General features: G+C 71.7%; 22 protein-coding genes. 10 read left to right on the forward strand and 12 right to left on the reverse strand.

Features of this window, described 5'->3' with window-relative positions; genetic code table 11:
• Window positions 1-1,195 (reverse strand): PucR family transcriptional regulator ligand-binding domain-containing protein (locus tag ABZ297_RS24965; protein ID WP_355350548.1); only part of this gene is annotated, 1,195 nt, incomplete at its 3' end.
• A 210-nt stretch (window positions 1,196-1,405) separates the two neighbouring features.
• Between ABZ297_RS24965 and ABZ297_RS24970 the strand changes: the two genes are divergently transcribed.
• The 3 genes from ABZ297_RS24970 to ABZ297_RS24980 are packed head-to-tail and all read left to right on the forward strand — an operon-like array spanning window position 1,406 to window position 5,281.
• Entirely contained in the window at window positions 1,406-3,562 is a 2,157-nt protein-coding gene (locus ABZ297_RS24970) for a molybdopterin cofactor-binding domain-containing protein (RefSeq protein ID WP_355350550.1), read from the forward strand.
• A 41-nt stretch (window positions 3,563-3,603) separates the two neighbouring features.
• A complete protein-coding gene (locus ABZ297_RS24975) occupies window positions 3,604-3,837 on the forward strand; it encodes an EF-hand domain-containing protein (protein WP_350806272.1) in 234 nt (77 codons plus the stop codon).
• 52 nt (window positions 3,838-3,889) lie between these two features.
• The gene (locus ABZ297_RS24980) at window positions 3,890-5,281 is read left to right on the forward strand and encodes an NCS2 family permease (protein WP_355350553.1); all 1,392 of its coding nucleotides are present in this window, start codon (window positions 3,890-3,892) and stop codon (window positions 5,279-5,281) included.
• Here ABZ297_RS24980 and ABZ297_RS24985 read toward each other — a convergent pair.
• Window positions 5,274-6,251 carry an excalibur calcium-binding domain-containing protein gene (locus ABZ297_RS24985; RefSeq protein WP_355350555.1) on the reverse strand — a complete coding sequence of 326 codons (978 nt, stop codon included), beginning with the start codon at window positions 6,249-6,251 and terminating at the stop codon, window positions 5,274-5,276. The genes ABZ297_RS24980 and ABZ297_RS24985 overlap by 8 nt on opposite strands.
• A gap of 170 nt (window positions 6,252-6,421) precedes the next feature.
• On the opposite strand from ABZ297_RS24985, the gene ald reads away from it, so the two are divergent.
• Entirely contained in the window at window positions 6,422-7,537 is a 1,116-nt protein-coding gene (gene ald, locus ABZ297_RS24990) for an alanine dehydrogenase (protein ID WP_355350557.1), read from the forward strand.
• 1 nt (window position 7,538) lies between these two features.
• On the opposite strand, the gene ABZ297_RS24995 is transcribed toward ald, so the two are convergent.
• Window positions 7,539-8,258 (reverse strand): DUF3105 domain-containing protein, encoded by a 720-nt coding sequence (locus ABZ297_RS24995; protein WP_355350559.1) that lies wholly within the window; start codon window positions 8,256-8,258, stop codon window positions 7,539-7,541.
• 120 nt (window positions 8,259-8,378) lie between these two features.
• On the opposite strand from ABZ297_RS24995, the gene ABZ297_RS25000 reads away from it, so the two are divergent.
• From ABZ297_RS25000 to ABZ297_RS25010, 3 genes are all read left to right on the forward strand, one after another.
• Window positions 8,379-9,023 carry a DUF305 domain-containing protein gene (locus ABZ297_RS25000; RefSeq protein ID WP_355350561.1) on the forward strand — a complete coding sequence of 215 codons (645 nt, stop codon included), beginning with the start codon at window positions 8,379-8,381 and terminating at the stop codon, window positions 9,021-9,023.
• Window positions 9,020-10,423 carry an NAD(P)/FAD-dependent oxidoreductase gene (locus ABZ297_RS25005; protein ID WP_355350562.1) on the forward strand — a complete coding sequence of 468 codons (1,404 nt, stop codon included), beginning with the start codon at window positions 9,020-9,022 and terminating at the stop codon, window positions 10,421-10,423. Before ABZ297_RS25000 ends, ABZ297_RS25005 begins: the two co-directional genes overlap by 4 nt.
• Before the next feature lie 271 nt (window positions 10,424-10,694).
• A complete protein-coding gene (locus ABZ297_RS25010) occupies window positions 10,695-11,474 on the forward strand; it encodes a M23 family metallopeptidase (RefSeq protein WP_355350563.1) in 780 nt (259 codons plus the stop codon).
• Between the two features lie 45 nt (window positions 11,475-11,519).
• Here the strand turns inward: ABZ297_RS25010 and ABZ297_RS25015 are convergent, their stop codons facing one another.
• From ABZ297_RS25015 to ABZ297_RS25025, 3 genes are read right to left on the reverse strand one after another with little or no spacing between them, the layout of a single operon-like run.
• The gene (locus ABZ297_RS25015) at window positions 11,520-12,578 is read right to left on the reverse strand and encodes a low specificity L-threonine aldolase (protein WP_355350564.1); all 1,059 of its coding nucleotides are present in this window, start codon (window positions 12,576-12,578) and stop codon (window positions 11,520-11,522) included.
• On the reverse strand, window positions 12,575-13,204 hold the full coding sequence (locus ABZ297_RS25020; RefSeq protein WP_355350566.1) for an SDR family NAD(P)-dependent oxidoreductase: 630 nt from the start codon (window positions 13,202-13,204) through the stop codon (window positions 12,575-12,577). The genes ABZ297_RS25015 and ABZ297_RS25020 overlap by 4 nt, the downstream gene beginning before the upstream one ends.
• Entirely contained in the window at window positions 13,201-15,288 is a 2,088-nt protein-coding gene (locus ABZ297_RS25025) for a DUF6421 family protein (protein WP_355350568.1), read from the reverse strand. Before ABZ297_RS25025 ends, ABZ297_RS25020 begins: the two co-directional genes overlap by 4 nt.
• A 162-nt stretch (window positions 15,289-15,450) precedes the next feature.
• Between ABZ297_RS25025 and ABZ297_RS25030 the strand changes: the two genes are divergently transcribed.
• Window positions 15,451-16,155 carry a hypothetical protein gene (locus ABZ297_RS25030; RefSeq protein WP_355350570.1) on the forward strand — a complete coding sequence of 235 codons (705 nt, stop codon included), beginning with the start codon at window positions 15,451-15,453 and terminating at the stop codon, window positions 16,153-16,155.
• On the opposite strand, the gene ABZ297_RS25035 is transcribed toward ABZ297_RS25030, so the two are convergent.
• The 3 genes from ABZ297_RS25035 to ABZ297_RS25045 all read right to left on the reverse strand — a co-directional run bounded on the left by ABZ297_RS25035 (window position 16,095) and on the right by ABZ297_RS25045 (window position 19,948).
• Window positions 16,095-16,757 carry a response regulator transcription factor gene (locus ABZ297_RS25035; RefSeq protein ID WP_355350629.1) on the reverse strand — a complete coding sequence of 221 codons (663 nt, stop codon included), beginning with the start codon at window positions 16,755-16,757 and terminating at the stop codon, window positions 16,095-16,097. The genes ABZ297_RS25030 and ABZ297_RS25035 overlap by 61 nt on opposite strands.
• Window positions 16,758-16,874: 117 nt before the next feature.
• A complete protein-coding gene (locus ABZ297_RS25040) occupies window positions 16,875-18,464 on the reverse strand; it encodes a serine/threonine-protein kinase (protein WP_355350572.1) in 1,590 nt (529 codons plus the stop codon).
• Window positions 18,464-19,948 (reverse strand): S1C family serine protease, encoded by a 1,485-nt coding sequence (locus tag ABZ297_RS25045; RefSeq protein ID WP_355350574.1) that lies wholly within the window; start codon window positions 19,946-19,948, stop codon window positions 18,464-18,466. Before ABZ297_RS25045 ends, ABZ297_RS25040 begins: the two co-directional genes overlap by 1 nt.
• A 104-nt stretch (window positions 19,949-20,052) precedes the next feature.
• Here ABZ297_RS25045 and ABZ297_RS25050 point away from each other — a divergent pair, with 104 nt between their 5' ends.
• Window positions 20,053-22,050, forward strand: a complete 1,998-nt coding sequence (locus ABZ297_RS25050) for a hydantoinase/oxoprolinase family protein (RefSeq protein WP_355350576.1) — start codon at window positions 20,053-20,055, stop codon at window positions 22,048-22,050.
• Window positions 22,047-23,714, forward strand: coding sequence for a hydantoinase B/oxoprolinase family protein (locus tag ABZ297_RS25055; RefSeq protein WP_355350578.1), 1,668 nt, complete (start codon window positions 22,047-22,049; stop codon window positions 23,712-23,714). Before ABZ297_RS25050 ends, ABZ297_RS25055 begins: the two co-directional genes overlap by 4 nt.
• Before the next feature lie 24 nt (window positions 23,715-23,738).
• On the opposite strand, the gene ABZ297_RS25060 is transcribed toward ABZ297_RS25055, so the two are convergent.
• From ABZ297_RS25060 to ABZ297_RS25070, 3 genes are read right to left on the reverse strand one after another with little or no spacing between them, the layout of a single operon-like run.
• Window positions 23,739-24,512 (reverse strand): ABC transporter ATP-binding protein, encoded by a 774-nt coding sequence (locus tag ABZ297_RS25060; protein WP_355350580.1) that lies wholly within the window; start codon window positions 24,510-24,512, stop codon window positions 23,739-23,741.
• The gene (locus tag ABZ297_RS25065) at window positions 24,509-25,555 is read right to left on the reverse strand and encodes an iron ABC transporter permease (protein WP_355350582.1); all 1,047 of its coding nucleotides are present in this window, start codon (window positions 25,553-25,555) and stop codon (window positions 24,509-24,511) included. The genes ABZ297_RS25060 and ABZ297_RS25065 overlap by 4 nt, the downstream gene beginning before the upstream one ends.
• Window positions 25,555-26,526: an ABC transporter substrate-binding protein gene (locus ABZ297_RS25070; protein WP_355350584.1), complete on the reverse strand. Its 972-nt coding sequence runs from the start codon at window positions 26,524-26,526 to the stop codon at window positions 25,555-25,557. The genes ABZ297_RS25065 and ABZ297_RS25070 overlap by 1 nt, the downstream gene beginning before the upstream one ends.
• Window positions 26,527-26,599 lie beyond the last annotated feature (73 nt).

The raw sequence follows: 26,599 nt of genomic DNA on the forward strand, positions 1-26,599 counted from the left end.
CGACGCAGAGGCGGACGTCCGGGAGCGCCGACAGCATCTCCGCGCCGGCACGCAGCCGCGCGGCCAGCTCGCCCACGCTCTGCCCCCGCAGCGGCACCACCGCGACCGCACCGCTGCCCACTCCCGCATCACCGCCCCCGCTCGCCCCGCTGGCGCGATCGGGTTCTCGGGCACCGCCAGAACCAGGCACCCCGCTGGGACGATCGGGTTCTCGAGGACCGCCGGCGGGAGCGGCCGGAAGCACTGCCGCGACCACCTCGCGCCCCAGCAGCTCCTCCACGATCTGGCCGCCGAGCGTCGCCGGGTCGAGGGCGCGCTGGACGCCGGGGCTGGGCGCGGCGACGTTCACGACCGCGTACGGCTCCGCGCCGTCGATCCCGCAGGTGCGGAGCCGGGCGGTGAGGTCGGCGGCGTCCGAGCCGGAGAGCGCGGCCGCGACCAGTTGCTCGGCCAGCCGCCGCTCGACGCGCCGCCCCTCCTCCATCCGGCTGCGTTCCAGCGCGACGGAGGCGGCCAGCTCGTAGCCGAGGTCGGCCCGGCCGAGCAGGTCGCCCTCGCAGGCCAGCACCCAGCCGGCGGCCCGGTGGCCGCGTCCGACACCGAAGATCGTGTGCTCGCCCACGAGACAGGGCAGCCGCGGCGCGGTCAGGTACGCCCGCGCCAGCGCCGCCGGATCCGGCACGGCACCCACGACCATCTGCCCGGACGCCGACACGACCGCGCCCCTCACACCCAGCTCGGCGGCGGCCAGCGCGAACAGCTCGGGCAGGTCGGTCCCCTCGGCGACGGCGGCGACCAGCCGGCGGTGCCGTCCGAGCGCGTCGCGGACGTCACCGGACAGGCGCGGCGCCGCGAACTCCGCGAGCGTGCGGAAGGAGACCTCGGTGGGGACCTCCAGCAGCGGCAGCCCGGCCTCCCGGCAGGCTTCGACCAGATCGTCCGGGACGTGCCCGAGCCACGCCTGGCCTGCGCCGACCGCCGCCACCCCGGCCTCGACCAGGGCGGTCACGAATCGTGCCGAGTCGCCGGGTGAGTGCCGCCACATGAGGCCCGTCAGCACCAGCTCGCCGCCTGACAGGTAGCGTCCGGGCTCGGGCAGGTCGGTGATGTGCACGGTGCCGAACTCGCGCTCGGGATCGCCGGTGAGCAGCCTCAGCCCCAGTTCCTCGACGGCCAGCAGGTCAACGATGCGCACTTGGAGGAATATACAATCCCGAGTTCACGCCATTCCCTACGCTTCCGCCCAACTTTCGGCTTCTGGCTCGCTTCCCACCGTTACCGCTACTCCCCAGGTTCTCCCCCGTTGCGGGCTTGGAGGAAGGTACGAAGTCCGGCCGCGAAGACCTGGCAGTGATTTCACCTTCCACGCATAGGAGCCGCCGGGCCGCGGTGCTCTACTCGGAGGATGACCGAGACGGCGAACGTGACGCGGCAGGGCGTCGGCGAGAGCGCGCGGCGGCCCGACGCGACCCTGAAGGTGACGGGTGAGTTCGCGTACGCGTCCGATCTGTGGCTCGACGGCATGGTGTGGGGTGTGACGCTGCGCAGCCCGCACGCGTCGGCGTGGATCAGGTCGATCGACGTGGGGCCCGCGCTCGCGATGCCCGGCGTGCTGACCGTGCTCACGCACGAGGACGTCCCGGGCGAGAAGTTCTACGGTCTGGAGCTCAGGGACCAGCCGGTACTCGCCATCGACCAGGTGCGCTACCAAGGCGAGCCGGTGGCGCTGGTGGCGGCGGACCATCCGGAGACGGCGCGCAGGGCCGCCGCCGCGATCGTGGTGGAGTACGAGCCGCGGGACGCGGTGACGGACCCCCGCGAGTCGCGGACCTTCGTGCGGCGTCAGCCGGTGCGGCGGGGCGACACCTTCGTCGCCGACGTCGTCGTGACCGGCGAGTACGAGGTCGGCATGCAGGACCAGGCCTTCCTCGGCCCCGAGTCCGGGCTGGCCGTGCCCGCCGAGGACGGCGGCGTGGACCTGTACATCGCCACCCAGTGGCTGCACGTGGACCGCGACCAGCTCGCCCCCTGCCTCGGCCTGCCGCCGGAGAAGGTCCGGCTCACGCTGTCGGGCGTGGGCGGCGCGTTCGGCGCCCGCGAGGACCTGTCGATGCAGGTCCACGCCTGCATGCTGGCGCTGCGCCTGGACCGTCCCGTCAAGATCGTGTACGGACGGGAGGAGTCGTTCTTCGGCCACGTGCACCGCCACCCGGCCCGGATGCGGTATGAGCACGGCGCGACCCGCGACGGCAGGCTCGTCTACGTCAAGGCCGACATCCTGCTCGACGGCGGCGCGTACTGCTCCTCCTCCCCCGCCGTGGTCGGCAACGCGGCCTCGCTGGGCGCCGGCCCCTACGAGGTGCCGAACGTCGACGTGGTGGCGACCGGCGTCTACACCAACAACCCGCCGTGCGGCGCGATGCGCGGCTTCGGCGCGGTGCAGGCGTGCTTCGCCTACGAGTCGCAGATGGACCGGCTGGCGGAGGCGTGCGGCCTGTCGCCCGTCGAGATCCGGGTGCGCAACGCCGTCTCGCAGGGCTCGTCCCTGATCACCGGGCAGGTGATCGACTCCCCCGCGCCGCTCGCCGGCATGCTGCGCGAGCTGGAGTCGTTCCCGCTGCCGCCTCCCGCCGGGCAGGACCTGCGGGCGCTGCCCGGGGGCGTGTCACAGACCACCCACGGCGAGTCGGTGCGCCGCGGCGTCGGGTACGGGGTAGGCATCAAGAACATCTGCTTCTCCGAGGGCTTCGACGACTACTCGACGGCCAGGGTGCGGGCGGAGCTGATCGGCGGCGAGCCGCACGTCACCGTGCACACCGCCGCCGCCGAGGTGGGGCAGGGCCTGGTGACGCTGCAGGCCCAGATCGCCCGCACCGAGCTGGGCGTCCACGACGTGACGGTGGCGACGGCCGACACCGCGGTGGGGTCGGCGGGGTCGTCGTCGGCGTCCCGGCAGTCGTACGTGACGGGCGGCGCGGTGAAGGCGGCCTGCGAGGCCGTGCGGGCTCGCTTCGAGGGGCTGCCCGCCAGGGAGGCGCTGGAGAAGTTCGGGCCGATCGAGGAGACCCGGGAGTTCCGGCACCGGCCCACGTACCCGATGCACCCGAAGACCGGGCAGGGCGACTCGCACACGCAGCTCGCGCTCTGCGTGCACCGCGCGGTGGTGGACGTGGACGTGGAGCTGGGCCTGGTCAAGGTGGTCGAGCTGGCGGCGGTGCAGGACGTCGGCCGGGTGCTGAACCCGCAGGCGCTGGAAGGCCAGATCCACGGCGGCTCGGCGCAGGGGCTCGGGCTGGCCCTGATGGAGGAGATCCAGGTCCGTGACGGGCGGGTGCTGAACCCGTCCTTCACCGACTACCTGATCCCCACGATCCTCGACATGCCGCCCATGGCGATGAAGATCCTGGAAAATCCGGACCCGGCCGCACCGTACGGGCTGCGTGGCGCGGGCGAGCCGCCCACGCTCTCCTCGACGCCCGCCATCGCGGCGGCGGTGCGGGCGGCCACCGGGCTGCGGTTGACTCGCGTTCCGATCAGACCCGAAGATATCGCCTTGGTCTGATTGCGGGGCTCACAGCGGGCTCCGCCATGGGGAGGGATCCGATGACAGACGCGCGTGACGCGGCCAGGGCGGAGTTCGAGCGGTTCGACGCCGACGGCGACGGCCTGCTGACCGCCGACGAGATCAGGCAGGCCAACCAGGCCCTGGGCGGCAGCGGCGCCGGCGACGCCGAGATCGAGCAGTTCATCAGTGCGGCCGACGGCGACGGCGACGGCCGCATCGGGCTGGAGGAGTTCGTCGCCCTCGTGGGCGGCGGCAGGCACGAGAAGGCGTGATCATCTCGCCCGCCGGGTAGGGCACCGGCACTCCCCCTGATCGTGAAGGGGGATGGCGGTGCTCGACAGGTTCTTCCAGCTGTCAGCGCGTGGCACGACCGTCGGACGTGAGGTGCGTGGCGGTGTTACCACCTTCATGGCCATGGCCTACATCATCCTGCTCAACCCGATCATCCTGGCCGGAGCGCACGACGTCACCAGGGCCAAGCTCACGATCGGGCAGCTCACCACGTCCACGGCGCTGGCGGCGGCCGTGTCGACGCTGCTCATGGCCTTCATCGGGAACGCGCCGTTCGGCCTGGCCGCCGGGCTCGGGCTGAACGCGGTGGTGGCCTACCAGGCCGCCCCCTTCATGACCTGGGCACAGGCGATGGGCCTGGTCGTGCTGGAAGGCGCAGTGATCATCGTGCTGGCCGTGACCGGCCTGCGCACGCTGATCATGAACGCGATCCCGCTGGCGCTCAAGCACGCCATCAGCGTCGGGATCGGGCTGTTCATCGCGCTGATCGGGTTCGTGGACGCCGGGTTCGTGACCGCGGGCACCGGCACGCCCGTGCAGCTCGGCCGGGCCGGGCACCTGGCGGGCTGGCCGGTGACGGTGTTCTCCTTCGGACTGCTGCTGATGATCGTCCTGTACGTGCGCAGGACGCCCGGGGCCATCCTGATCAGCATCGTCGTGACCACCGTGCTGGCGGTGGTGGTGAACTCCGTCAGCCGGGTCCGCCCCGGCGCGTGGGGCGTGGTGACCCCGCGGATGCCGCGATCGCTGATCTCCGCGCCGGACTTCGGGCTGGTGGGGCAGGTCGACCTGTTCGGCGGATTCGTCAGGGCCGGAGCGCTGACGGCGACCGTGGTGCTGTTCACGCTGGTGCTGTCGGGGTTCTTCGACGCGATGGGCACGATCATCGGCGTGAGCGACGAAGCCGGGATGGTCGACTCGCTGGGACGGGTGCCGCGGCTGGGCGCGATCCTGACCGTGGACGGCGTCGCCGGCATGGTGGGCGGCGCGGCGAGCGCGTCGGCGAACACCGTGTTCGTGGAGTCGGCGGCGGGCGTCGGCGAGGGGGCCCGCACCGGGCTGGCGTCCGTGGTGACGGGGGCGCTGCTCGGGCTGACGATGCTGTTCACGCCGCTGGCGGCGGTCGTGCCCGCGGCCGCCGCGGCGCCCGCGCTGGTGCTGGTGGGGGCGCTGATGATGACGCAGAGCAGGAACGTGCCGTGGGTCGACCTGGAGCTGGCGATACCGGCCTTCCTGACGATCGCGCTGATGCCGTTCACGTACTCGATCACCAACGGGGTCGGCGCGGGGCTGATTTCGTACACGCTGATCAAGGCGGCACGCGGGAGGTTCGCGGAGATCCCCTGGCTGCTCTGGGTCGTCTCGCTGATCTTCCTGGCCTACTTCGGGATCACCGCGCTGGAGGAGCTGTTCGGCGCTAGGTGATGTCGGCCGAGTTGCAGGCCACGCCGTTGTGGTCGATGTCGCGGTACCAGTCGTACTCGGGGTGGACGCCCTTGGAGTAGGGGCCGTCGCCCGCCGCCCTGGCCGCCTTGCAGCTGGCGTACTTGGGGTCGAGAGCCCCCGTGGCCCCGCGGCTGACCGGCGCGGTGGTGGGCGCAGTGGTGGGCGCACCCGCCTGCGGTGACCCGTTCTGTGGTGTGCCGTTCTGCGGTGTGCCGTTCTGCGGCCCGCCTGTGGGTGGCGTGCCCGTCTGCGGATCGCCCGTCTGCGGCAGGCCCGTCTGGGGTGCGCCCGTGGACGGCAGGCCGGTCTGCGGGTCTCCCGTCGTGGGGGCTCCGGCGGACGGGTCGCCCGTGGAGGGCTCCGCCGAGCCGGGCGCGCCACCGAGGAGGCGGGCTGCCAGGGCGTCGGCGTCCTCCTTGGTGAAACCGGTGATGCTCAGGCTGTCGCCGTCCATGCCCTGGACCACCACGGGGGCGGCCACCACGGTGCGCGGCACGATCACCACGGCCACCTGCCGCTGCTTGGGCGCCAGCTCGTCGATGAGCCCCACCAGGCGCTCCTTGAAGGCGGGCGCGACCGCGATGCGCACCGAGTACGTGCCGTCCTTCTCCCGCACCGGCTCGATCCGCTGCACGGCGTTGACCGTGACGCCGTCCTCCAGCAGGTAGCAGGTCGTCTGCTTGTCGTCGAGAGCGGCCTCGACGCCGGGGCACGGCGCGTTCTTGGTCTCCCGGACGGCGGCGAAGTGGATGGGCACGACCAGCCGCTGCGGCGGCACGCCGCCGAGCAGCGGGGCGTCGGGGCTTCGTGTCATGAGCACCGCCACCGTGCCGAGCACGCCTGCGACCAGCACGACGAGGACGAGCGAGACGATCAACACGATGGTGGTGAGTCTGCTCGCCTGAGGCTCCCCCGGGACCGCGGGTTGCGGCTCTTCCGGCTTCTCCATCGTTGGCGACCCCATCCTGACGTTCGGGCTGCGGCGAGCCTATCGAGGACGGGCTGAACCGAGGTAATCAGCCGAATAATCTTCATATTTCTGGACAGCGAGGAGAAGCATGGAGGAACCATTACAGATTGCCGATGGTTCCCTGCGCTCGGCGAAGCGAGAGTGAAGGCATGAAGGTCGGTGTTCCACGCGAGCTCAAGGACCACGAATACCGCGTGGCGCTCACCCCGGCGGGCGCCCTCGAACTGGTACAGCACGGCCACCAGGTGCTGGTGGAGCGTGACGCCGGTCTCGGCTCCGCGATCCCAGACAGCTACTACCAGTCGGCGGGCGCGCTCATCGTCGACGGCGCTGACGAGCTGTGGGCCGAGTCCGACCTGGTGCTCAAGGTGAAGGAGCCGGTGGCCGAGGAGTACCACCGGATGCGCAAGGGCCAGATCCTGTTCACCTACCTGCACCTGGCCGCCTCGCCGCCCTGCACCAGGGCCATGCTCGACTCGGGCGTCACCGGGATCGCCTACGAGACCGTCCAGACGCCCGACGGGGCGCTGCCGCTGCTCGCGCCCATGTCGGAGGTGGCGGGCAGGCTGGCCCCGCAGGTCGGCGCGTACCACCTGATGCGCTCGCAGGACGGCAGGGGCGTGCTGATGGGCGGCGTGTCGGGCGTGCACGCGGCGCGCGTGGTGGTGATCGGCGCGGGCGTCTCCGGCATGAACGCGGCCGTCATCGCGCTGGGCATGCAGGCCGAGGTGCTGCTGCTCGACCGGAACATCGACAAGCTCCGCCAGGCGGACATGATCTACCAGGGGCACTGCCAGACGGTCGCCTCGAACATACTGGAGATCGAGCGGGCGGTGCTGGAGGCCGACCTGGTGATCGGCGCGGTGCTGGTGCCGGGCGCCAAGGCCCCCAAGCTGGTCAGCAACGAGCTGGTCAGCCGGATGAAGCCGGGCTCGGTGCTGGTGGACATCTCCATCGACCAGGGCGGCTGCTTCGAGGACTCACGGCCGACCACGCACGCCGACCCGACGTACCGCGTGCACGACTCGATCTTCTACTGCGTGGCCAACATGCCGGGCGCGGTGCCGCACACCTCGACGTTCGCGCTCACCAACGTCACGCTCCCGTACGTGCTGGCCATCGCCGACCTCGGCTGGAAGGACGCGCTGCGCCAGGACGGCTCGCTCGCGCTCGGCCTGAGCACCCACGACGGCCACCTGACCAGCGAGCCGGTGGCGGAGGCGCACGGCCTCGACTGGGTCGCCGTCGAGGCCGTGCTGGGCTGACCTACTTCTTCTGGGCCGGCGACTGGGTCGGCGACGGGGAGATGGTCTCCATCGGGACCTGCGACTGGTTCTTCGGCTCCGGCGGGAGCGGCGCCTGGTCGGCGGTGGTGGTGATGGCGTCGGGGCCGCCGCAGATGGCGCCCGGCTCAGGGGTGTCGGGGCCGTTCTGGAACTTCTTGATGAAGGCCGGCAGACGCGGGTCGTCGGGATTGTCGAGCTTGAGCTGGTGCCCCCAGGCGGTGGCCACGACCGGCGACGGCAGGTTCGGGTACGGGCTGACCAGCATGTAGTCCTGCTGGCCCGTCGAGGTGGCCACCGCCTTGAGCGCGTCGACCTGCTGCTTGGGCAGGTCGGGACGGTAGGTGATCCAGACGGCGCCGTGCTCCAGCGAGTGGACGCCGTGCTCGTTGTGGATCGGCTTGTCGTAGACGGCGCACTGCTGCCAGTAGTTGTTGTGCTGGCCGCCCACGGGCGGGGTCTCCTTGTAGGTGACCTGGTTCCAGACGTGCTGGCCGGCTTCGTACTTGGCAGAGGAGACGGCGTCGAGGGAGGTCTCTCTGGCCTGCTTGACCAGGTAGAAGCCGACCAAGCCCACCAGGAGCACGATGACGAGGCCGCCCGCCCCCCACATGAACACCGCGGTACGGCGCTCCTTGCGCTTCTGCTCGGCCCGCATCTTCTGCAGATGCTCGCGCCGCGCCTGCGCCTTCTCCTTCGTCATCGGCCCTCCATAGGCGTAACAACTCCGGGTCACCCTATTCCCTTGGGGCGTATATGGAGAATAAGAGCGGCCCAAGCCGCCGATCACAGCTCGGCGACGGGTGGGTACGCTTGACGAGCCATGGAAAAGCGCGCCGGAAAACCACTTCTGTTCGCCCTCGCGGTGCTGGTCGTCGCTGTCGCGGCGGCCTTCCTGCTGTTCAGCAGGAGCGGCACGCCCGGCGACACCTCGCCCGAGGCCGGGTTCGCCCGCGACATGGCCACGCACCACGCGCAGGCCGTCGAGATGTCCTTCGTCATCCGCGACAAGTCGCAGTCGAAGGAGATCAGGAACCTGGCCTACGACATCATCACCACGCAGTCCAACCAGCGCGGCATGTTCCAGGGCTGGTTGCAGCAGTGGGGCCTCGACCAGGCAGGCGGCGATCGGCCGATGGCCTGGATGAGCGGTCACGGGCACGGTGGCGGCACGGCCGCGGCGCCGGCCACGACGCCGGGCGTGATGCCGGGGATGGCGACACCGCAGGAGCTGGCCAAGCTGAAGGAACTTCAGGGCACGGCGGCCGAGGTGCTGTTCCTGCAGCTGATGATCCGCCACCATGAGGGCGGGGTGGAGATGGCACAGGGGCTGCTCAAGCTGTCGAACCGCGACGAGGTGGTCGGCATGGCACAGAAGATCGTCAACGGTCAGACCGGGGAGATCAAGTTGATGACCGAACTGCTCAGGCAGCGCGGCGCGCAGCCGTATCCGTCGATCCTGAAATGACGCACGACGCGGTCGTGGTGGGGTCGGGCCCGAACGGGCTCGTCGCGGCCGTCCTGCTCGCCCAGACGGGGCGCAGGGTGCTGCTGCTGGAGGCCGCCGAGCGGTTCGGCGGCGGGCTCCGCTCCGAGGAGCTGACCCTGCCAGGCCGGGTCCACGACGTCGGCGCGACCGTGATGGCCATGGCTCTGGCCTCCCCCGCGTTCCGCGACGCCCTCGGCGGGCTCGCGGAGGTGGAGTTCGCGCATCCGCCCGTCGCCGCCGCGCACCCGCTCGACGACCGTCCCGCGGTGCTCGTCCACCGCGACGCCGGGCGTACCGCCGAGGGGCTGGGACGCGACGCCGCCGTGTGGCGGGCGAGCGTCGGGGCGGCGGCGCGGGCCGGGTTTCCGCTGGTCGACCTGCTGCTCAAGCCGCTGGGCCCGTGGCCGGCCGACCCGCGGGCGTTCGCGGCGGCGGCCAGGTTCGCCGTAGCCGCGGTCCTGCCCGCCACGACGCTCGGCCGGCGGGCCTTCAGGACGGTCGAGGGTCGCGCGGTGCTCGCGGGCATGGCCGCGCACTCCATGCTGGACCTCCGCGCGCCGATCACCAGCGGGTACGGCCTGCTCCTCGCGGCGCTGGCGCATCTGGTGGGGTGGCCGCTGGCCAAGGGCGGCTCGCAGGCCGTGGCCGACGCCCTGGTGGCCAGGTTCAGGGCGCTCGGCGGCGAGGCCGTCACCGGCCACCCGGTGCGGAGCCTCAGAGAGCTCAACGCCCCCACGATCGTGCTGGACGTGACCCCCAGGCAGTTCCTCGCCATGGCGGAGCTTCCCCCGCGCTACCGCCGGCGGCTGGAGCGTTTCCGCTACGGGCCGGGCGTGTTCAAGCTGGACTGGGCGCTCGACGGCCCCGTCCCTTGGCGGGATCCGGCCGTCGCCGCGGCGGGCACCGTCCACCTGGGCGGCACGCTGGAGGAGATCGCGCTCAGCGAGGCCGAGATGGCGAGCGGCCGGCACTCGCCCCGCCCGTACGTGCTGCTCGTCCAGCCGTACGCGGCCGACCCGACCAGGGGCGGGCACACGCTGTGGGCCTACTGCCACGTGCCGAACGGCTCGGCCGTGGACATGACGGGGGCGATCGAGGCGCAGATCGAGCGGTTCGCCCCCGGCTTCCGCGACCGCGTGCTGGCCCGGCACGCGATGACGCCCGCCGATCTGGAGGCGTTCGACCAGAACCTGGTCGGCGGCGACATCGGCGGCGGGCTGGCCAGTCTGGGCCAGTTTGTCCGGCGCCCGGTCTGGTCGCCGTCGCCGTGGCGCACCCCGCTGCCGGGCGTCTTCCTCTGCTCCGCCTCGACTCCGCCCGGCGCGGCCGTCCATGGGATGGGCGGCTGGCAGGCCGCGCGTCTCGCCGTGCGGGGCTAGTCAGCCCGGCCCACTTCTTCTGGCCGAAATTGACGATTTATCCCGACCTGGCTACGAGATCAACACATATCAACTCATCGCGTGAACAGTTGGTGCGTGATCTAGACGTACTGATCATCGGGATGGGAGCCTTTCCCGCATGCGGATGAAGATTCTTTTAGCGGGCCTGTGCGGCGCCGCTCTTCCTCTCGCCGGACTGGGCCTGACCAGCGCGTCCGCGCGAACGGCAGGGCCCACGTTCCAGCTTCCCTTCCCCTGCGGGGAGACCTGGGTGGGCAGCAGCAAAAGCTACGCCCACACCGGCAACGAGATCGACTTCAACGGCAGCGCCGGCGACGGCGACGCGGACCGCGGCAGGACCGTGGTGGCCTCGGCGGCGGGCACCGTGGTGATGTCGGAATATCGGACCACCGACGGCTTCGGCAACGTGGTCAAGATCCGTCACTCTGACGGCAGCGTGACCCTCTACGCCCACCTGAAGTCCCGCGCGGTCTCCAACGGCCAGAACGTGGCGCAGGGTCAGCAGGTCGGCGCGGTCGGCAACACCTCGGCCAAGTACAAGATCATCTCGCACCTGCACTACGAGCAGCGCAGCTCTTCCGGCGAGATCCTCCGCGCGAGCTTCAACGGCAGCCCCTACCGCTACCCGAACCAGACGCTGACCTCGAACAACAACTGCGGCAGCGGCACCACGGGCAAGCCCACGACCAAGGCCAACACCAGCACGTCCAACCCGTACTCGCCCGAGCAGGTGTGCGGCGCGGGCTTCGCGCAGGTCGACTCGGCCACGCTGGGCAAGCAGGGCCGGGTCTTCCTGCTCTACTCGGCCTCCACCGGCCAGAACTGCGTCACCACCGTGCGCAACGGGACCAACGGCAAGGTGTCCGCGAAGGCGTACCTGGAGGTTAAGGGCAAGCGGCGCGTCACGGACTCCGGCAGCTTCCAGTACTACGCGGGCCCCGTCCGCGCCAAGGCCGCCCACACCTGCGTCAAGTGGGGCGGCGCGATCGGCTCGGACGTCTACGACAGCCCGTTCGAGCACTGCGACTGACGTCCAGGGGCTGTGCCGAAGACCGGCACAGCCCTAGGCGCAGCCCTAGCCCAGTTCCTCCGCGACCGCGGCGGCGAAGGCGTCGACGTCCGCTTCGGTGGTGTCGAAGGCGCACATCCAGCGCACCTCTCCGGTCGCCTCGTTCCAGGTGTAGAAGCGGAAGCGCTTCTGCAGCCGCTCGGTGACGTCCTTCGGCAGGACCGCGAAGACGGCGTTCGCCTCCACGGGACGCGGTACCTCGACGCCCGGGATGTCCCGGACCGCCTCCGCCAGCCGCCTGCCCATCGCGTTGGCCTGCCGCGCGTTGCGCAGCCACAGGTCGCCCGACAGCAGCGCCTCGAACTGCGCCGACACGAACCGCATCTTGGACGACAGCTGCATGAACGTCTTGCGGATGTAGTCGACCCCGGTGGCGGCCTCGGGGTTCAGCACCACGACCGCCTCCCCGTACAGCATGCCGATCTTGGTGCCGCCGAACGACAGCACGTCCACGCCGGCGTCGGTGGTCAGCGCCCGCATCGGGACGTCCAGCGCGGCGGCGGCGTTCGTCAGCCGCGACCCGTCGAGGTGGACCAGCAGGCCGAGATCGTGCGCGTGCGCGCAGACGGCCGCCACCTCGTCGGGCGTGTAGACGGTGCCGAGCTCGGTGGTGTTCGAGATCGACACGACGCGCGGCTGGGCGCGGTGCACGTCCCCGAAGCCCCACGCCTGGCGGTCGATCAGCTCGGGGGTGAGCTTGCCGTCGGGGGTGGGCCCGGAGGTCGGCACGGTGAGCAGTTTGATGCCGCCCGCCACCTCGGGCGCGCCGCCCTCGTCGGTGTTGATGTGGGCGGTCTCCGCGCAGATGACCGCCTCCCAGTGGGCGGTCATGGCGCGCAGCGAGACCACGTTGGCGGCGGTGCCGTTGAACACCGGCCAGGCCTGGGCCTGCTCGCCGAAGTGCTTCTTGAAGACGTCCTGCAGGGCCTCGGTGTAGACGTCGTCGCCGTAGGCGATCTGGTGGCCGCCGTTGGCGACGGCGATGGCCTGGAGGATCTCCGGGTGCACCCCGGCGTAGTTGTCGCTGGCGAAGCCCTTGAGCTGGGGGTCGTGCCTGAGGGTCACGTGGTGAGATCCAATCGGGTGCCGTTGATGTCGGCGGCGGGCCGGTCGTAGAGCCCGCCGATCGCCTCCGCCAGGTCGCGGACGTCGGTGAACCCGGCGAACCTGGCGTCCGGCTTGGCCGCGCGCATGGCGTCGTTGACCAGGGCCTTGACGACCAGGATGACGGCCGCGCTGCCGGTGTCGCGCAGGGCGTCGGCCAGGGAGAGCGTCCACGCCTCCGAGGCGGCCTTGGCGGCGGCGTAGGCCGCGCCGCCCGCGGTGGGGCGCTCGGCGGCCTTGGCGGAGACGATCACGAAGCGGCCGTTCTCGCTCCTGCGCAGCAGCGGCTCGAAGGCCAGCGACACGTGCTGGAGCGTGCGCACGAGCAGGTCGTGCAGGGCGTCCCAGTCGCCGAGGTCGGTCTCGGCGAAGCTCTTCGCGCCTCGCCAGCCGCCGACCAGGTGCACCACCCCGTCGACGTGGCCGTGCTCCTTCTCGATCCGTTCGGCGAGGTCCTGGACGGCGGCACGGTCGAGCAGGTCGACGTCGTCCTTGTCCACTCCGATCACGGTGTGACCGTGATCGGTGAAGTATCCGGTGACGGCCTCGCCCGTGGGCCCCGCTGACCCTGTAACAAGAATGATCACGCCCGGATCCCCTTAGTTGATTCGACCACTTCGCCCAGCTTACGGCGGAGTGCCTCGTAGAACATGCTCAGGGGGAACTCGTCCGGAAGCACCGCGTCCACCTTGGCCTTCTGCTCCTCGGGCAGCGCCGCGACGCCCTTCGCCCAGGTGGAGGCCGGATGCGGCTCGACGTAGCCGCTCACCAGCTCGTAGGCGGCCAGCCAGTGCGCCAGCTTGGACCTGTCGATGCTGTCGCGGTACAGCTTCTCCACCTCGCCCCGCAGGTCGGCGACCCCGTCGGCGACCCGCTCCCAGTCGACGCTGAGCCGGTTGTCGGTCCAGCGGACGATGTCGTTGCGGTGCAGATAGGCGAACAGGAGCTGCCCGCCGAGCCCGTCGTAGTTGCGCACCCGCTCGCCGGTGATCGGGAACCGGAACAGCCGGTCGAACAGGACCGCGAGCTGGACGTAGCGGGCGTGCGGCACCCCCTGCCGCTCCAGCTCCACGGCCTCGCCGAACGCGGTCAGGTCGCAGCGCAGCTCCTCCAGCGAGTACAGCCAGTACGGCATCCGCTGCTTGATCATGAAGGGGTCGAACGGCAGGTCGCCGTGGCTGTGCGTGCGGTCGTGGATCAGGTCCCACAGCACGAACGTGTCCTGGGCGAGCTGCTGCGAGTCCAGCAGCCTGTCGGCCTCGGGCGGCAGGTCGAGCTGGAGCGTGTCGGTCGCGGCCCTGGACACCCGCCTGAACCGGGCGGCCTCGCGGTCGGCGAAGATCCCGCCCCAGGTGAAGCGCGCGGGCGTGGTCCGCACGGCCACGGTCTCGGGGAAGAGCACCGCGGAGTGGCTGTCGTAGCCGGAGGTGAAGTCCTCGAACGCGATCGGCACGAACATCGGGTTGTCGTACCCGGTCGACTCCACCCTGGCCAGCCAGTCGGGCCAGATCGTGCGGATCCAGACCGCTTCGAGGTTGCGGTTCGGGTTGCCGTTCTGGGTGTACATCGGGAACACCACGACGTGCTCCAGGCCGTCCACGCGCTGCGTGTCGGGGTGGAAGCGGTCGAGCGAGTCGAGGAAGTCGGGCACACCGAGGCCCTGCTCCGCCCACTTGGCCAGGTCGTCCTGGACGGCCCGCAGGTACGCGGCGTCGTGCGGGAAGTGCGGGGAGAGCTCGCCGACCCGGGCGGCGACGGCGGCGACCAGCGCCTTGGCCTCGTCCTTGGCCTCGGGCACCGAGCCGTCCTTGACCTGGAGCGGGCGCAGCTCCTCGACGGCCGCCTTGAGCGCGCCGAACAGCCGGGCGACCTCGGGGTTCCCGCGGCCGGCTACCTCGTCGCCCGACGGCACGCGGGCCGCCCAGGTGACCACGTTGCCCCAGAGCGCCTGGTGGTCGTAGTCGTCGATCGAGTCGTCGCCGAACAGGTCGGAGTCGGCGAACACGACGACGCGTCCCTCGCCGTGCCGGAGGGCGACGGCCAGCGGCGCCCCGGCCGGGTCGGCGGTCGGCGAGGTCGCGAACAGGACGGTCGCCTCCGGCGCGGCGTCGGGCCGGGCGGCCTGCGCGACGCTCAGCACGCCCGCGCGGTAGAAGCACGCCTGCTTGACGCCTGCGAGCAGGCCGTCGCCGGTGGCGCGGTCGGCGAGGACCCAGGTGGCGACGTCGCGGTGGGCGTGGCGGGGGTCGCGCACGGTGGTGTGCTCCACCGTCACGCCGAACCGGGCGAGCAGCTCGTTCAGGTTGTTGCCGTACTTGTCCTGCTCTTCCTCGGCCAGCACGACCAGTCCGCCGCCGGCCGCGACGAAGGACTCGACGGCGTCCAGCTCGGCGGCGGTGAAGACCGGGCTGCCCTGGCCGGTGGTGCGCTCCCACCGCTCACCCGACGGGTGCGCGATGACCAGGACGTCCTGGTCCTGGAGCGTTCCCTGGTCGAGCGGGCCCTGGGTGTGGGCCGTCACCGTCTGTCCCAGGTGCCGCAGCAGCCCGGCGGCGCGGGAGTAGCTGTTGTCGTCGGGATGTGCGGGGTTGATGGTCTCGGCCACCTCGCGCCGGATGGTCCACGACTCGCTGTGGGCCTCATCGAACAGCACCCTGGGAAACGCCTTCATGAAAAATCTCCTGCAACAGACGCTCTTTCACGAAAAATATACACATAACCGGGCAATGCTCCACCAGACCCTTCCGCATGCTGAGATCCGCCGCCAGGATGGCCCCGGATCGCCCCCCAGGCGGACGACGCAGGAACCGCCGCGCGCCTAACGTTCCCGGACATGTTGAACAACCAGGTGACCTTCCGCCGGATCGCCGCCGGAACCCTGCTGATCGTCGCGCCGTCGCTGCAGGCGCTGGCCGTCGTCCTCGACCCGGGCACCTGGGGCGACGACCGCGAGAGCGTCAGCTTCGGCCAGAACCCGGCCCTCGCGCAGACGCAGTCGGCGCTCTACCACTGGAGCTGGCTCCTCATGGCCGTCGCCGTGTTCGGCCTGGTGCACCTCACCAGGCGCAGGGCGACCGGGCTCGGCCACGTCGCGGGCGCGCTGACGGCGGTCGGCTACGTCAGCGCTTCGGGCCTGCTGATGACCGACCCGGTCGAGTGGTGGCTGGGCAGGCACCACCCGCCCGAGCAGGCGCAGCGGATCCTGGACGAGATGCTGAACCTGCCCGGGGTGATCTACGGCTTCCAGCTGCCGTGGATGTTCTTCGCCGTCCTCGGCCTGCCCGTGCTGACCGTCGCCGTGTGGCGGGCGGGCTTCGTCGGCTGGTGGGTGCCGCTGCTGGTCACGATCGGCTACGTGGCCTCGTTCCCCGTCCCGTACGGCCCGCTGACCGCGGCGTTCTGGACCGTTCCGGTCGCCGCGCTCGGCTGGACCGGGCTGAAGATCCTGCGCATGGGCGACGAGGCGTGGGCGTCGTACTACCCCGCGACGGCTCCCGGCCTGACGACGCCCGACTCGTACGCGAACACCACCGCCTGAGCCCTGTCGCGCAGCCCGAGCTTCATCAGCACCCTGGCCACGTGCGTCTTGACCGTGGCCTCGCCGACGAACAGCTCCCGCGCGATCTCGGCGTTGCTGATGCCGCGCGCCAGCATCCGCAGCACCTCCAGCTCGCGCGGCGTCAACTCGGCCAGCCGGGGCGACGGCCTCGGGTCGGGGGCGGCGGCGAAGGTGGCGATCACCCGGCCGGTCACGGCCGGGTCGAGCAGCGCGTCACCGGCGTGCACCACCCGGATCGCCTCGATGAGCTGCTCGGGCGGCGAGACCTTCAGCAGGAAGCCGCTGCTGCCCGCGCGCAGCGCGGCGTAGAGGTTCTCGTCGGTGTCGAAGGTGGTCAGCGTGATGACCTTGGGCGGCGCGGGGTCCTCCAGCAGCTCCTTGGTGGCCGACGGCCCGTCGAGGCGCGGCATGGTGATGTCCATCAGCACGATGTCCGGGCGGGTCCGCCTGGCCACGGCGATGGCCTCGCGGCCGTCGGCGGCCTCGCCCACGACCTCCATGTCCGGCGCGCTGTCCACGACCATGCGCAGCCCTGCCCGGACCATCGCCTGGTCGTCCACGATGACGATGCGGATGCCCACAGCTCGTATGCCCACAGCCGCGAGGGTAGACGCCGGGCGCCGCCTTGGACACCCGGCTCAAGCCGGGCACAAGCCGGTTCCAAGTCAGGCCGGTTCCAAAGTCAGGCCGGTTCCAAGTCAGGAGGGCCTGATGCTCTGCCTGATGCGGCGCTGAGTGGCGTCGTCGCAGCTGTTCTTGGCGCAGAAGTAGAGCAGCAGCATCGGCTTGGGCTTGCGCTCGATCACGTAGCTGACGAAGCCGAGCCTGGAGCCGCCGCCCTTGGGGTCGTGCAGGGAGCCGTCGTAGCGGGTCGCGGGCGCGGTGCCCGCCTGGTCCTGGACGGGCCGGGCGAGGTCCACCTCGCCGGGCAGCAGCCCTTCGAGCGTGGCCTTCATCTGCTCGGCCGTGGCGGCGGCGTCCAGCGTGTCGGAGACCTGGACGTAGAAGCCGGACGCGGCGTCGGGGTCGTCGGTGATGGTCGGCGCGACCGTGGACCAGTCGGCGCCCACCCCCGCGACGAACAGCGTCTCGAACTCCTCCGCGTGCGGCGAGACGAGCGCGAACAGGTCGCCGTGCGTCCTGACGGCCCAGCTCGCCGGGTAGTCGAAGGCCACCGGGGCGGCCGTGGTCACCTTGTAGTGCGACCACACGTCGCTGCGCTGCCCCATGATGACGAGCACGATCATCACCAGCGCGGCGACGGCGGCGGTCAGCGTGACCAGGATCACCGGCAGCCGTCCGGGACGGCGGTCGGCCTCCTGCCCGGCGGGGGGATCGGCCGGAGGAGCGGGCGGGGAGTCCGCCGGGGAAACGGCCTCGTCCACGGGTGGCCGGCGCGGGAACGTGAGCGGTGAGCTGGGCGCGGCGGGCTCGCCGGGCTCGGCGAGGTGGCCGCCCATCGCGTCACGCAGCGCGCTGACGAACTCGGCGCAGCTCGGGTAGCGCTCGTCCGGGGACTTGGCCAGCGCCCGTCCCATCACGTCGTCCACCTCGCGCGGCAGTTCGGGCCTGATCCGAGACAGCGGCGGCGGCTCCTCCGCCAGGTGGGCCCAGAGCAGCGCGATGTCGTTGTCGCGCTGGAACGGCAGGCGGCCCGACAGCGCCTCGTAGGCGACGCAGGCCAGCGCGTACTGGTCGCAGCGGCCGTCGATGTGCTCCTTGTTGATCTGCTCGGGGGACATGTAGCGGGGTGTCCCGATGAACTGATCCGTCTGGGTCAGACCGGAGATCGAGGTGCGGTGCTTGGTGATGCCGAAGTCGGTCAGGTAGACGTGGTCCTGGGCGAGCAGGATGTTGGCCGGTTTGACGTCCCGGTGGATGAGGTCGTGCGCGTGCGCGGCGTCGAGCGCCGCCGCGACCTGGGCGAAGATCTGGTTCGCCTGGCCGAGCGGCAGCGCTCCCCGGTCGTAGATGAGGCGGCGCAGGTCCAGGCCGTCGACGTAGCGCATGGCGATGTACAGCACGCCGTCGGCGTCGGCGTTGGCCTCGTAGATCGGGATGATGTTCGGGTGCTCGATGCTGGCGACCGTCCTGGACTCCAGGATGAAGCGCTGCCTGAACCTGTCGTCGACGCTGAGCAGCGGGTTGAGGATCTTCAGCGCCACCCGGCGGCTCAGCCTGGGATCGAGGGCGAGGTAGACGACGGCCATGCCGCCTTTGCCGACGATGTCCTCGATGTAGTAACCGGCCACTTCCTGGCCGATCAACGAACGCTCGTTCAAGTGCATCACGTCTCGCTGGGGTGACCGCAGTAGCCGCAGAACCGGTGCGCGTGGCCCAGCCGCATCCCGCACGCGGTGCAGTACTTCGTGGCCGTCTGCTGGGCGGTGAGCACCTTCTTCTGCTGGGGGATCGCGTGCAGCGGCAGCTGCGTCCTGCGCACCATGACGGTCTGGCCGGCGCCGTCGTCGTTCGCCTGCGGGGTCGCGACCAGCGGCGGGGGCAGGTCGGGTTCCTCGTCAGGACCTCGCCGCCGCCACAGCAGGAACGCGCCCGCCCCCGCCGCCAGGAACAGCACCGCGGCGGCCACGCTGACCGGCCAGAGCGGCGTCGACTTGGCCGCGGGCGCCGCCGCCTGCTTGGTGCCCGCGTCCTCGGGGCCGCCCCGCTTGGACAGGGACGTCTTGAGCAGCCCGGCGGCCACCACGTTGCCCGGGTACAGCTCGAGCACCCGCTGGAAGCCCGGCGCGGCGTCGGTGTAGTAGTGGGTGTGGTAGCGGGTCAGCGCCGCCTCGAAGGTCGAGTCGATCGCGCCTCTGCGGGGGGCGACCTTGGCCTTGGCCAGGGCGGCGGCGACCTCCCTGACGCCGATCATCCTGGCGTCCTTGCCGCCGCCGATGAGCAGCCCGATGACGTGCCCGTCCTTGTCGCCGATCACCGGCGCTCCGCGCATGCCGCGGTCCACGAGGCCGCCGAGTTTGACCGGTTCGTCCACCTTGTTCTCGGGGTCGGCGAACTGCCTGCCGTTCTCGCCGGTGCCGCCCTTGCCGAGGTGCGCGATCTCCACGGTGTGCTGGACGTTCGGGCCCGGCCTGCCGAGGAAGCCCGCGACGTTGGTGGGCGAGCCCTGCTGGTCGGGGACCTTGTCGGCGAGCGGCGCCGTCGGCATGCCGACGCTGCCGACGACCCGCCCTGACGGGACGAGCACGGCCGGGCTGTCGGGCTGCGACCCGGCGTAGACCAGGTCGGCCTTGAGCCCCTTCGGGTCGGCGGGCGAGACGTTGGGGAAGATCGTGATCTCGGTGGTCACGTCGATGATGCAGGTGGCGGTGTCCGTCTTGGGCGGGTAGCACTCCTTCAGGTGGTGGTTGAGCAGGTCGTCCTTGAGCTTGTGCCGTTTGAAGTCGGCCGGGATCTTCACCTTGTGGTGCTCGGCGAAGACCCTGTTGGCGGCGTAGACCGCCACGTCCTGGTCGGTCCGCACCACGCGGGTGAGCGTGACCACCGCGCCCTCGGGGTTGACCACGGTGCCCGTCCCGACGCCGATGGGGACGTCGTAGGAGCGCTCCACGTGGACCAGCTCGCCGATGTGGTCGAGCAGGGTGATCTTCACATGGGACGTCGCTTCGACCCGCACCACGGCCGGTGTCACCAGGTCGGTGATCCCGCTGGGATGCTCGTGTGCCATCGCGGGCATCGCGGGCAGCACGATCGGCACCAGCGACACCAGGGCCACCGCGACGCCACCTGCCAGAGCTGTGAGACGCGCCATCTCCGCTCCCAACTGTGGGGATGTAACCAGAGTCCCAAGCACCTGCCGTAAGTCAAGAGACCCGTACATAGACAAGCGCTTGCTTGTGCCCCTACCGTGCCAGCATGGGCTACGCGATCGGGGTGGACGTCGGCGGCACCTTCACCGACGTCGTCCTGCGCGGCCCCTCCGGCGACGTGACCGTCGCGAAGTGTCTGAGCACCCACGACGACCCCATCGCGGGCATCGTCACCGGCGTTACGCGCGTCCTCGCCGACCTGGACCCGGCCCTCGTCACCAGGGTCGCGCACGCCACCACCCTGGCCACCAACGCCATCCTGGAACGCACCGGGGTGCGGGTCGCCTTCGTGACGACCCGCGGCTTCCGCTCCGTCGTCCCGCTCGGCCGGTACGCCCGCGTCGAGGAGGACCGCTACGACCTGCGCTTCACGCCGCCACCCCCGCCGGTCGCCCCCGGCGACTGCTTCGAGGTGGACGAGCGGGTCTCCGCGCGAGGCGAGGTCCTGACGCCCCTGGATCCCGGCTCGGTGCGGCGGGTGGCGGCGGAGATCGCCGGGCGCGGCATCACGTCCGCGGCCGTCTGCCTGCTGCACTCCTACGCCAACCCCGCGCACGAGCGGGAGGTGGCGGTGATCCTGCGCGCGTCGATCCCGAACGTGGTGGCCTCGTCGGAGGTGTGGCCGGAGATCCGCGAGTACGAGCGCGCCACCACCACCATCATGTCCGCGTATATCGGCCCGTTGATGGCGTCGTACCTGTCGAGGCTCCGCGCCCGGCTCGCCGAGCTGGGCGTCACCGCGCCGATCCACGTCATGGAGTCGGGCGGCGGCGTGATCTCCGCCGAGCTCGCCGCGCGGCGGGCGGTGGCCACGATCGAGTCGGGCCCCGCGGCGGGCGTGCTGGCCGCGGCCTCGGCCGGCTTCCGCGACGTGATCTCGTTCGACATGGGCGGCACCACGGCCAAGACCTGTGTCGTCCGCGACGGCAGGCCCGAGATCACGCACGAGTTCCACGTCGGCGGCAAGGGCAGCTTCGGCGGGCGGCGGGCCGGCACCGGCGTGCCCATCAAAACCCCCGCCATCGACCTCGCCGAGGTCGGCGCGGGCGGTGGCAGCATCGCCTGGCTGGACGCGGCCGGCGCCCTCCACGTCGGCCCCCGCTCGGCGGGCTCCTCCCCCGGGCCCGCCTGCTACGGCCTGGGCGGCGCCGAGCCCACCGTCACGGACGCCGACCTCGTGCTCGGCTACCTCTCCTCCGCCTCCATCCCCCTGTCTCCGTCGCTGGCCGCCAAGGCCTTGGACCGGCTGGCGGGTCCGCTCGGCGTGTCCAGGGCGGAGGCGGCGCACGCCGTCCACGAGATCGTCAGCGCCTCGATGGCGGCGGCGGTCCACGTGGTGACCGTGCAACGCGGCATCGACCCGCGCGGCTTCCCGCTGGTGGCCTTCGGCGGCGCGGGCCCCATGCACGCGGCGCGGGTCGCCGAGCGCTTCGGCATCGGCACGGTCGTGGTGCCCGCCCACTGCGGCGTCGCCTCGGCGGCCGGCCTGCTCGCGAGCGCGCCGTCCACAGACCGGGTCCTGTCCCGGCTCGACGCGGGCGACCCGGAGGAGGTCTTCGCCTCGCTGGAGCGGGCCGCGGCCGGCGACCTCGGCGTGGCCCTGACGGACGCGGGGGTGCGGGTGTCGCGCTCGGTGGACGTCCGCTTCAGGGGCCAGTCGCACGACCTGACCGTGGCCTGGTCGCCGTCCCGGCCGGTGCTGGAGTCGCGGTTCTTCGCCCGGTACGCCGAGGTGTACGGGATCGACCAGCGCGGCGAGACGGAGCTGGTGAGCTACCGCGTCCGCCTCACCCTCCCCCGGGCACCCAGCGCACCGCCGGTGAGCGGCTCGCCCGGCTCGGCAGGCCCGGTGGGCACGCGGCCCGCGTACTTCGCCGCTCTGGGCGGCTACGCGGACGTACCGGTGCACACCCGCGACACGCTGGACGTCCTGGCCGGGCCGGGGATCGTCGAGGACGCCGAGTCGACGATCGTCGTCCCGCCGGGCTGGACCGCCCGCCTCGGCCCGGACCGCGCCGTCCGCCTGCTGAGGGAGGCGCCATGAGCGACGGGCTCACCGCGGAGGTGCTGCGCAACGCGCTGGTGGTGGCCGCCGAGGAGGCCAGCATCGTGGTCGTCAGGTCGGCGTACTCGACGTTCATCGTCGAGGGCTCCGACGCGTCCGCCGCCATCCTGGACGTCCGGGGGCGGCTGATCGCGCACTCGACGGCGACCACGCTGATGAACAGCATGGCGCTCAAGGTCGCGCTGCCCGAGCTGCTGCGCGACGTGCCGCCCGGCACGATGCGGCCCGGCGAGGTGTACGTGCTCAACGACGCCTACCGGGGCGGCGTCCACACCAACGACCTGCTCGTCTACCGGCCCGTCTTCGTCGGGGACGCGCCGCGCTATTTCACCGCGACCATGATCCACGTGTCGGACCTCGGCGGGCTGTCGGCCGGCGGGATGGCGCCGCTGGCCACCGACATCTTCCTCGAAGGGCTGCAGCTGCCGCCCGTCAGGCTGGCCACCGCGAACGGGCTCGAACCGGCCGTCGAGGCGATCCTGCGGGCCAACAGCCGCACCCCCGACAAGGTCATGGGCGACGTCCGGGCCCTGGTCGCCGGGGCGGCCGTCGCCGCCGCCCGGGTGGCGGCCCTGGTCGAGGAGTACGGCGAGGACGGCTTGGAGGCGGGCGTCGAGGACTACCTCGACCACACCGAGGCGAGCACCCGCGCGGCCCTGTCCGACCTGCCCGAGGGCCGCTTCGAGGCGTCCTACCCGATCGACGACGACGGGGTGCACCCGGGCGAGCCCCACCACGTGCGGGTGGCGGTCACCCTCGGCGGGCGGCGGGCCGTGGTGGACTTCGCCGGGACGGGGCCGCAGGTGCCCGCGGCGATCAACGCGTCGGCGTCGCAGTCCATGGCCGCTGCCGTGTTCGCCGTGCGGTGCTTCCTCGACCCGTCGATCGCGATGAACGACGGCTGCCTGCGGGCGATCGAGGTGCGGCTGCCCGAGGGGTCGCTGCTCAACGCGCGCTCCCCGTTCCCGTGCGGGGGGCGGTTCGTGCCCGTCTACGCGGCCATGGAGGCGATCTTCCAGGCGCTGTCCGACGCGGTGCCCGAGCGGGCGATCGCGGCGAGCGGGATCCTGCAGCCGTTCTCGATCGCAGCCGTGGGCGCGCCGTACTGGATCCACCTGTCGTACGACTTCGGCGGCGTCGGCGCGCGGCAGGGGCTGGACGGGCCGGACGCGACGGGCGTCCACTTCGGCATCGGGCGGAACTCGGTGCCGCAGGCCGAGCCGGTCGAGAGCCGCTGCCCGCTGGTGGTCGAGTCGATCGAGACGGTCCCGGACTCCGGCGGCCCCGGCAGGCACCGGGGCGGCCTGGGCTCGCGGACCGTCTACCGGTTCCTGGCCGACTGCCACGTCACGACCCGGGGCGACCGCCTCCGTCTCGCCCCGCCGGGACGCGACGGCGGCCTGCCCGGACGCCTCGGCGGCTTCTTCCGACGTCACCTGGACGGCACGGTCGAGCCGCTCGCGTCCAAGGTGAACAATGTCCGGTTCGCTGCGGGTGAGGCGTTCATCGTGGAGACGACGGGCGGCGGCGGCATCGGCTCCCCGGCCGAGCGTGATCGCGAGGCGGTGCTCGCCGACCTCGAGGCGGGCCGCGTCACCCCGCGCGGCGCCCTGGAGGACTACGGCGTCAGCCCGGACGGCTGAGGACGGGCAGCAGGAGGGAGAACGTCAAGATCCTCCTCTGAGCAGGTGGACGACGGGCCGCCCGCCGGGGCCCGGCTCGATCGTGACATGGGCGTCGAAGTGCTTGCCCACCAGTGTCTCGGTGAGCACCTGATCTGGCCTGCCGACGGCGGCGGCGTGCCCGCGGGCGAGCAGCAGGAGGGTGTCGGCGTACTGCCCGGCCACCGTCAGGTCGTGCAGGGTGGTGACGACGGTGAGGCCGTCGGCGAGCCTGAGCCGGTCGACGAGTTCCAGGACCTGCTGCTGGTGCCCGAGGTCGAGGGCGGTGGTGGGCTCGTCGAGCAGCAGCACGGGCGCCTGCTGGACGAGCGTCCTGGCGAGCACCACCCGCTGTCGCTCACCGCCGGACAGCTCGCCGAGCCTGCGGCCGGCGAAGCCGTCCAGATCGAGCCGGTCGAGGACGGACGCGGTCACGTCCCTGTCGCGGCGGCCCTCCCTGCCGAGGTAGGGGATGTACGGGGTGCGCCCGAGCAGCGCGTAGTCGAAGACCGTCATGTCGGGCGGCAGCGCGGGCGTCTGCGGGGCGTAGGCCACCAGCCTGGCCCGGTCCCTGGGCCGGAGCGCGTCGGCCGGCCTGCCGTCGATGGTCACCTCGCCGCCGTGCGCGACCAGGCCCATGACGGCCTTGAGCAGGGTGGACTTGCCGGCGCCGTTCGGCCCGATGACCGCCAGCCACTCGCCTGCCCGCACCTGGACGTCCACCTCGTCCAGCACCTGGCGCTCGCCGAGCCGCACCGACAGGGACGTGGCCGAGATCACGTGGCGGCCCGCCTGGTCATGCGCAGGACGCCCACGAAGAACGGCGCGCCCACGAACATGGTGACGACGCCGATCGGCAGCTCGGCGGGGGCGATGACGGTGCGCGCGATCAGGTCGGCCAGCACCAGGAAGGCCGCGCCGCAGATCAGCGAGAGCGGCAGCACGATCCGGTACGAGCCGCCCGCCAGCCGCCGCACCACGTGCGGGACGACGATGCCGACGAACCCGATCAGCCCGCTCACCGCGACGGCCGCGGCGGTGGCGAGCGAGGCGGCCAGCAGCACCGCCAGCCGCACCCGGGACGCCCGCACCCCCAGGCTGACGGCCTCCTCGTCGCCCACGGACAGCACGTCGAGCATCCTGCCGTGCAGGAGCAGCAGCACAGCCGACACCGCCGCGTACGGCAGGACCAGCCAGAACTGGTCCCAGCCGCCGCCGACGTCGCCCAGGATCCAGGCGTAGATGCGTTGCAGCTCCTCCACCTTGAACTGCTGGATGAACGTCTGGATCGAGGTGAGGAACGAGGTGACCGCGACGCCGGCGAGCACCAGCGTCGCGGTGCCGCCGGAGCGTCCGGCGGTGTTGCCCAGCAGGTACGCCAGCAGCACGCCGCCCACCGCCCCTGCGAACGCGGCCACCGGGATCGTGCCCAGCGGCGCCGGGAACAGCACGATGACCACCGTCGTCGCGAGCCCGGCGCCCGCGGCGGCGCCCAGCAGGTACGGGTCGGCGAGCGGGTTCCTGAACACGCCCTGGTAGCCCGCGCCCGCCATGGCGAGCAGCCCGCCGACCACGGCCGCCACCAGCACCCTGGGCAGCCGCAGCTCGAACAGCAGGGTCTGCTCGACCGGCGCGAGCCCGGAGTCGACGTCCGTGAACGGCAGCCAGTCGACCACCTGGAGGACCACCTGCCAGGGCGAGATGCTCGCGGCCCCGGCGAGCAGCCCGGCGACCATGCAGGCGGCCAGCACGCCGAGCGCGCCGACCACCCACACGGGTCTGGCCCTGGACGCCCGAAGGACGGGCACCTGAAGCGCAGGCACTAGGACTTCGCGGCCTTCGCGGCCTTGCCGACGGCGTCGCCGATCGTCTGGGCGAGGTCCACGACGCGCGGCCCCCAGCGGGAGGCGATGTCGTCGTCGAGCTGGACCACCTGGTCGTTCTTGATCGCCGACAGGTCCTTCCAGCCGGGACGCTTGGCGAGCGTCTCCTTGCTCTGCTGGCAGCACTTGGTGTCGGCGAGGAAGATCAGGTCGGGGTCGGCCTGGGCGACGAACTCGGCCGACAGCTTGGGGTAGCCGCCCGCCGGGTCGGGCGCCTTGTCGGCGATGTTGGTGAGCCCGAACAGGCCGTAGATCTGCCCGATGAAGGTGCTGGACGTCGCCGCGTACGGCGTCTGGTCGAGCTCGTGGTAGTAGGTGAGCTTCTTCCCCTTGGGCGCGGCGGCGGCCAGCTTCTCCAGCGACGACTTCATGGTGGCCACGACCTCGCCGGCCTTGGCCTGGTTGCCGGTGGCCGCGCCCAGGTCGGTGATCTCGTCGTACGCCTCGTCCAGCTTGGTCGCGGCGGGTTCGAGCAGGACGGGCACCTTCAGCTTGCCGAGCTCGGCGACGACCTTGTCGATGTCGTTGGAGACGATCACCAGGTCGGGCTTCTGGGCGACGATGGCCTCGACGTTGGGCTTGAAGCCCGACAGGTTCGTCTTGGGGGCCTCCGGCGGGTAGTTCGACTGGTCGTCCACCGCGACGACCTGGGGGCCCGCGCCGATGGCGAAGAGGGTCTCGGTGTGGGCGGCCGAGAGGGAGACGATCCGCTCCGGCTTCTTGTCGAGGGTGACCTTGCCGTTGCCCGCCTCGACGGTGACGGGGAAACCGGCGGTGGCGGCCGGGGCGGTTGCAGGGGACGCAGCAGTGGGGGCGGCGGTGGGGGCGGCGGTGGTGCCGTTCTGGCCGCATCCGGCGAGAACGAGCGTTCCCAGCAGCGCGCCCGCGAAGGCCGTGCGTACGGGCCTCACGAGAAGTCCTTTCACACTGTCGGAACCGAGAGACCCGCGATGAGCGACGGATCACCCTTTTCCACGAGGGTTG

Origin of the sequence: Nonomuraea sp. NPDC005983 (assembly GCF_040614375.1) — a bacterium.
Taxonomy (GTDB): domain Bacteria; phylum Actinomycetota; class Actinomycetes; order Streptosporangiales; family Streptosporangiaceae; genus Nonomuraea.

What these genes read in the sequence shown, in the direction of transcription:
- ABZ297_RS25055 (WP_355350578.1), top strand. Translation starts at nt 22,047, where the DNA reads ATGAGCGACGGGCTCACCGCGGAGGTGCTGCGCAACGCGCTGGTGGTG.
- ABZ297_RS25000 (WP_355350561.1), top strand. Translation starts at nt 8,379, where the DNA reads ATGGAAAAGCGCGCCGGAAAACCACTTCTGTTCGCCCTCGCGGTGCTG.
- ABZ297_RS25005 (WP_355350562.1), top strand. Translation starts at nt 9,020, where the DNA reads ATGACGCACGACGCGGTCGTGGTGGGGTCGGGCCCGAACGGGCTCGTC.
- ABZ297_RS24980 (WP_355350553.1), top strand. Translation starts at nt 3,890, where the DNA reads ATGGCGGTGCTCGACAGGTTCTTCCAGCTGTCAGCGCGTGGCACGACC.
- ABZ297_RS25045 (WP_355350574.1), bottom strand. Translation starts at nt 19,948, where the DNA reads ATGGCGCGTCTCACAGCTCTGGCAGGTGGCGTCGCGGTGGCCCTGGTG.
- ABZ297_RS25050 (WP_355350576.1), top strand. Translation starts at nt 20,053, where the DNA reads ATGGGCTACGCGATCGGGGTGGACGTCGGCGGCACCTTCACCGACGTC.
- ald (WP_355350557.1), top strand. Translation starts at nt 6,422, where the DNA reads ATGAAGGTCGGTGTTCCACGCGAGCTCAAGGACCACGAATACCGCGTG.
- ABZ297_RS24975 (WP_350806272.1), top strand. Translation starts at nt 3,604, where the DNA reads ATGACAGACGCGCGTGACGCGGCCAGGGCGGAGTTCGAGCGGTTCGAC.
- ABZ297_RS24995 (WP_355350559.1), bottom strand. Translation starts at nt 8,258, where the DNA reads ATGACGAAGGAGAAGGCGCAGGCGCGGCGCGAGCATCTGCAGAAGATG.
- ABZ297_RS25030 (WP_355350570.1), top strand. Translation starts at nt 15,451, where the DNA reads ATGTTGAACAACCAGGTGACCTTCCGCCGGATCGCCGCCGGAACCCTG.
- ABZ297_RS25025 (WP_355350568.1), bottom strand. Translation starts at nt 15,288, where the DNA reads ATGAAGGCGTTTCCCAGGGTGCTGTTCGATGAGGCCCACAGCGAGTCG.
- ABZ297_RS25040 (WP_355350572.1), bottom strand. Translation starts at nt 18,464, where the DNA reads ATGCACTTGAACGAGCGTTCGTTGATCGGCCAGGAAGTGGCCGGTTAC.
- ABZ297_RS24970 (WP_355350550.1), top strand. Translation starts at nt 1,406, where the DNA reads ATGACCGAGACGGCGAACGTGACGCGGCAGGGCGTCGGCGAGAGCGCG.
- ABZ297_RS24985 (WP_355350555.1), bottom strand. Translation starts at nt 6,251, where the DNA reads ATGGAGAAGCCGGAAGAGCCGCAACCCGCGGTCCCGGGGGAGCCTCAG.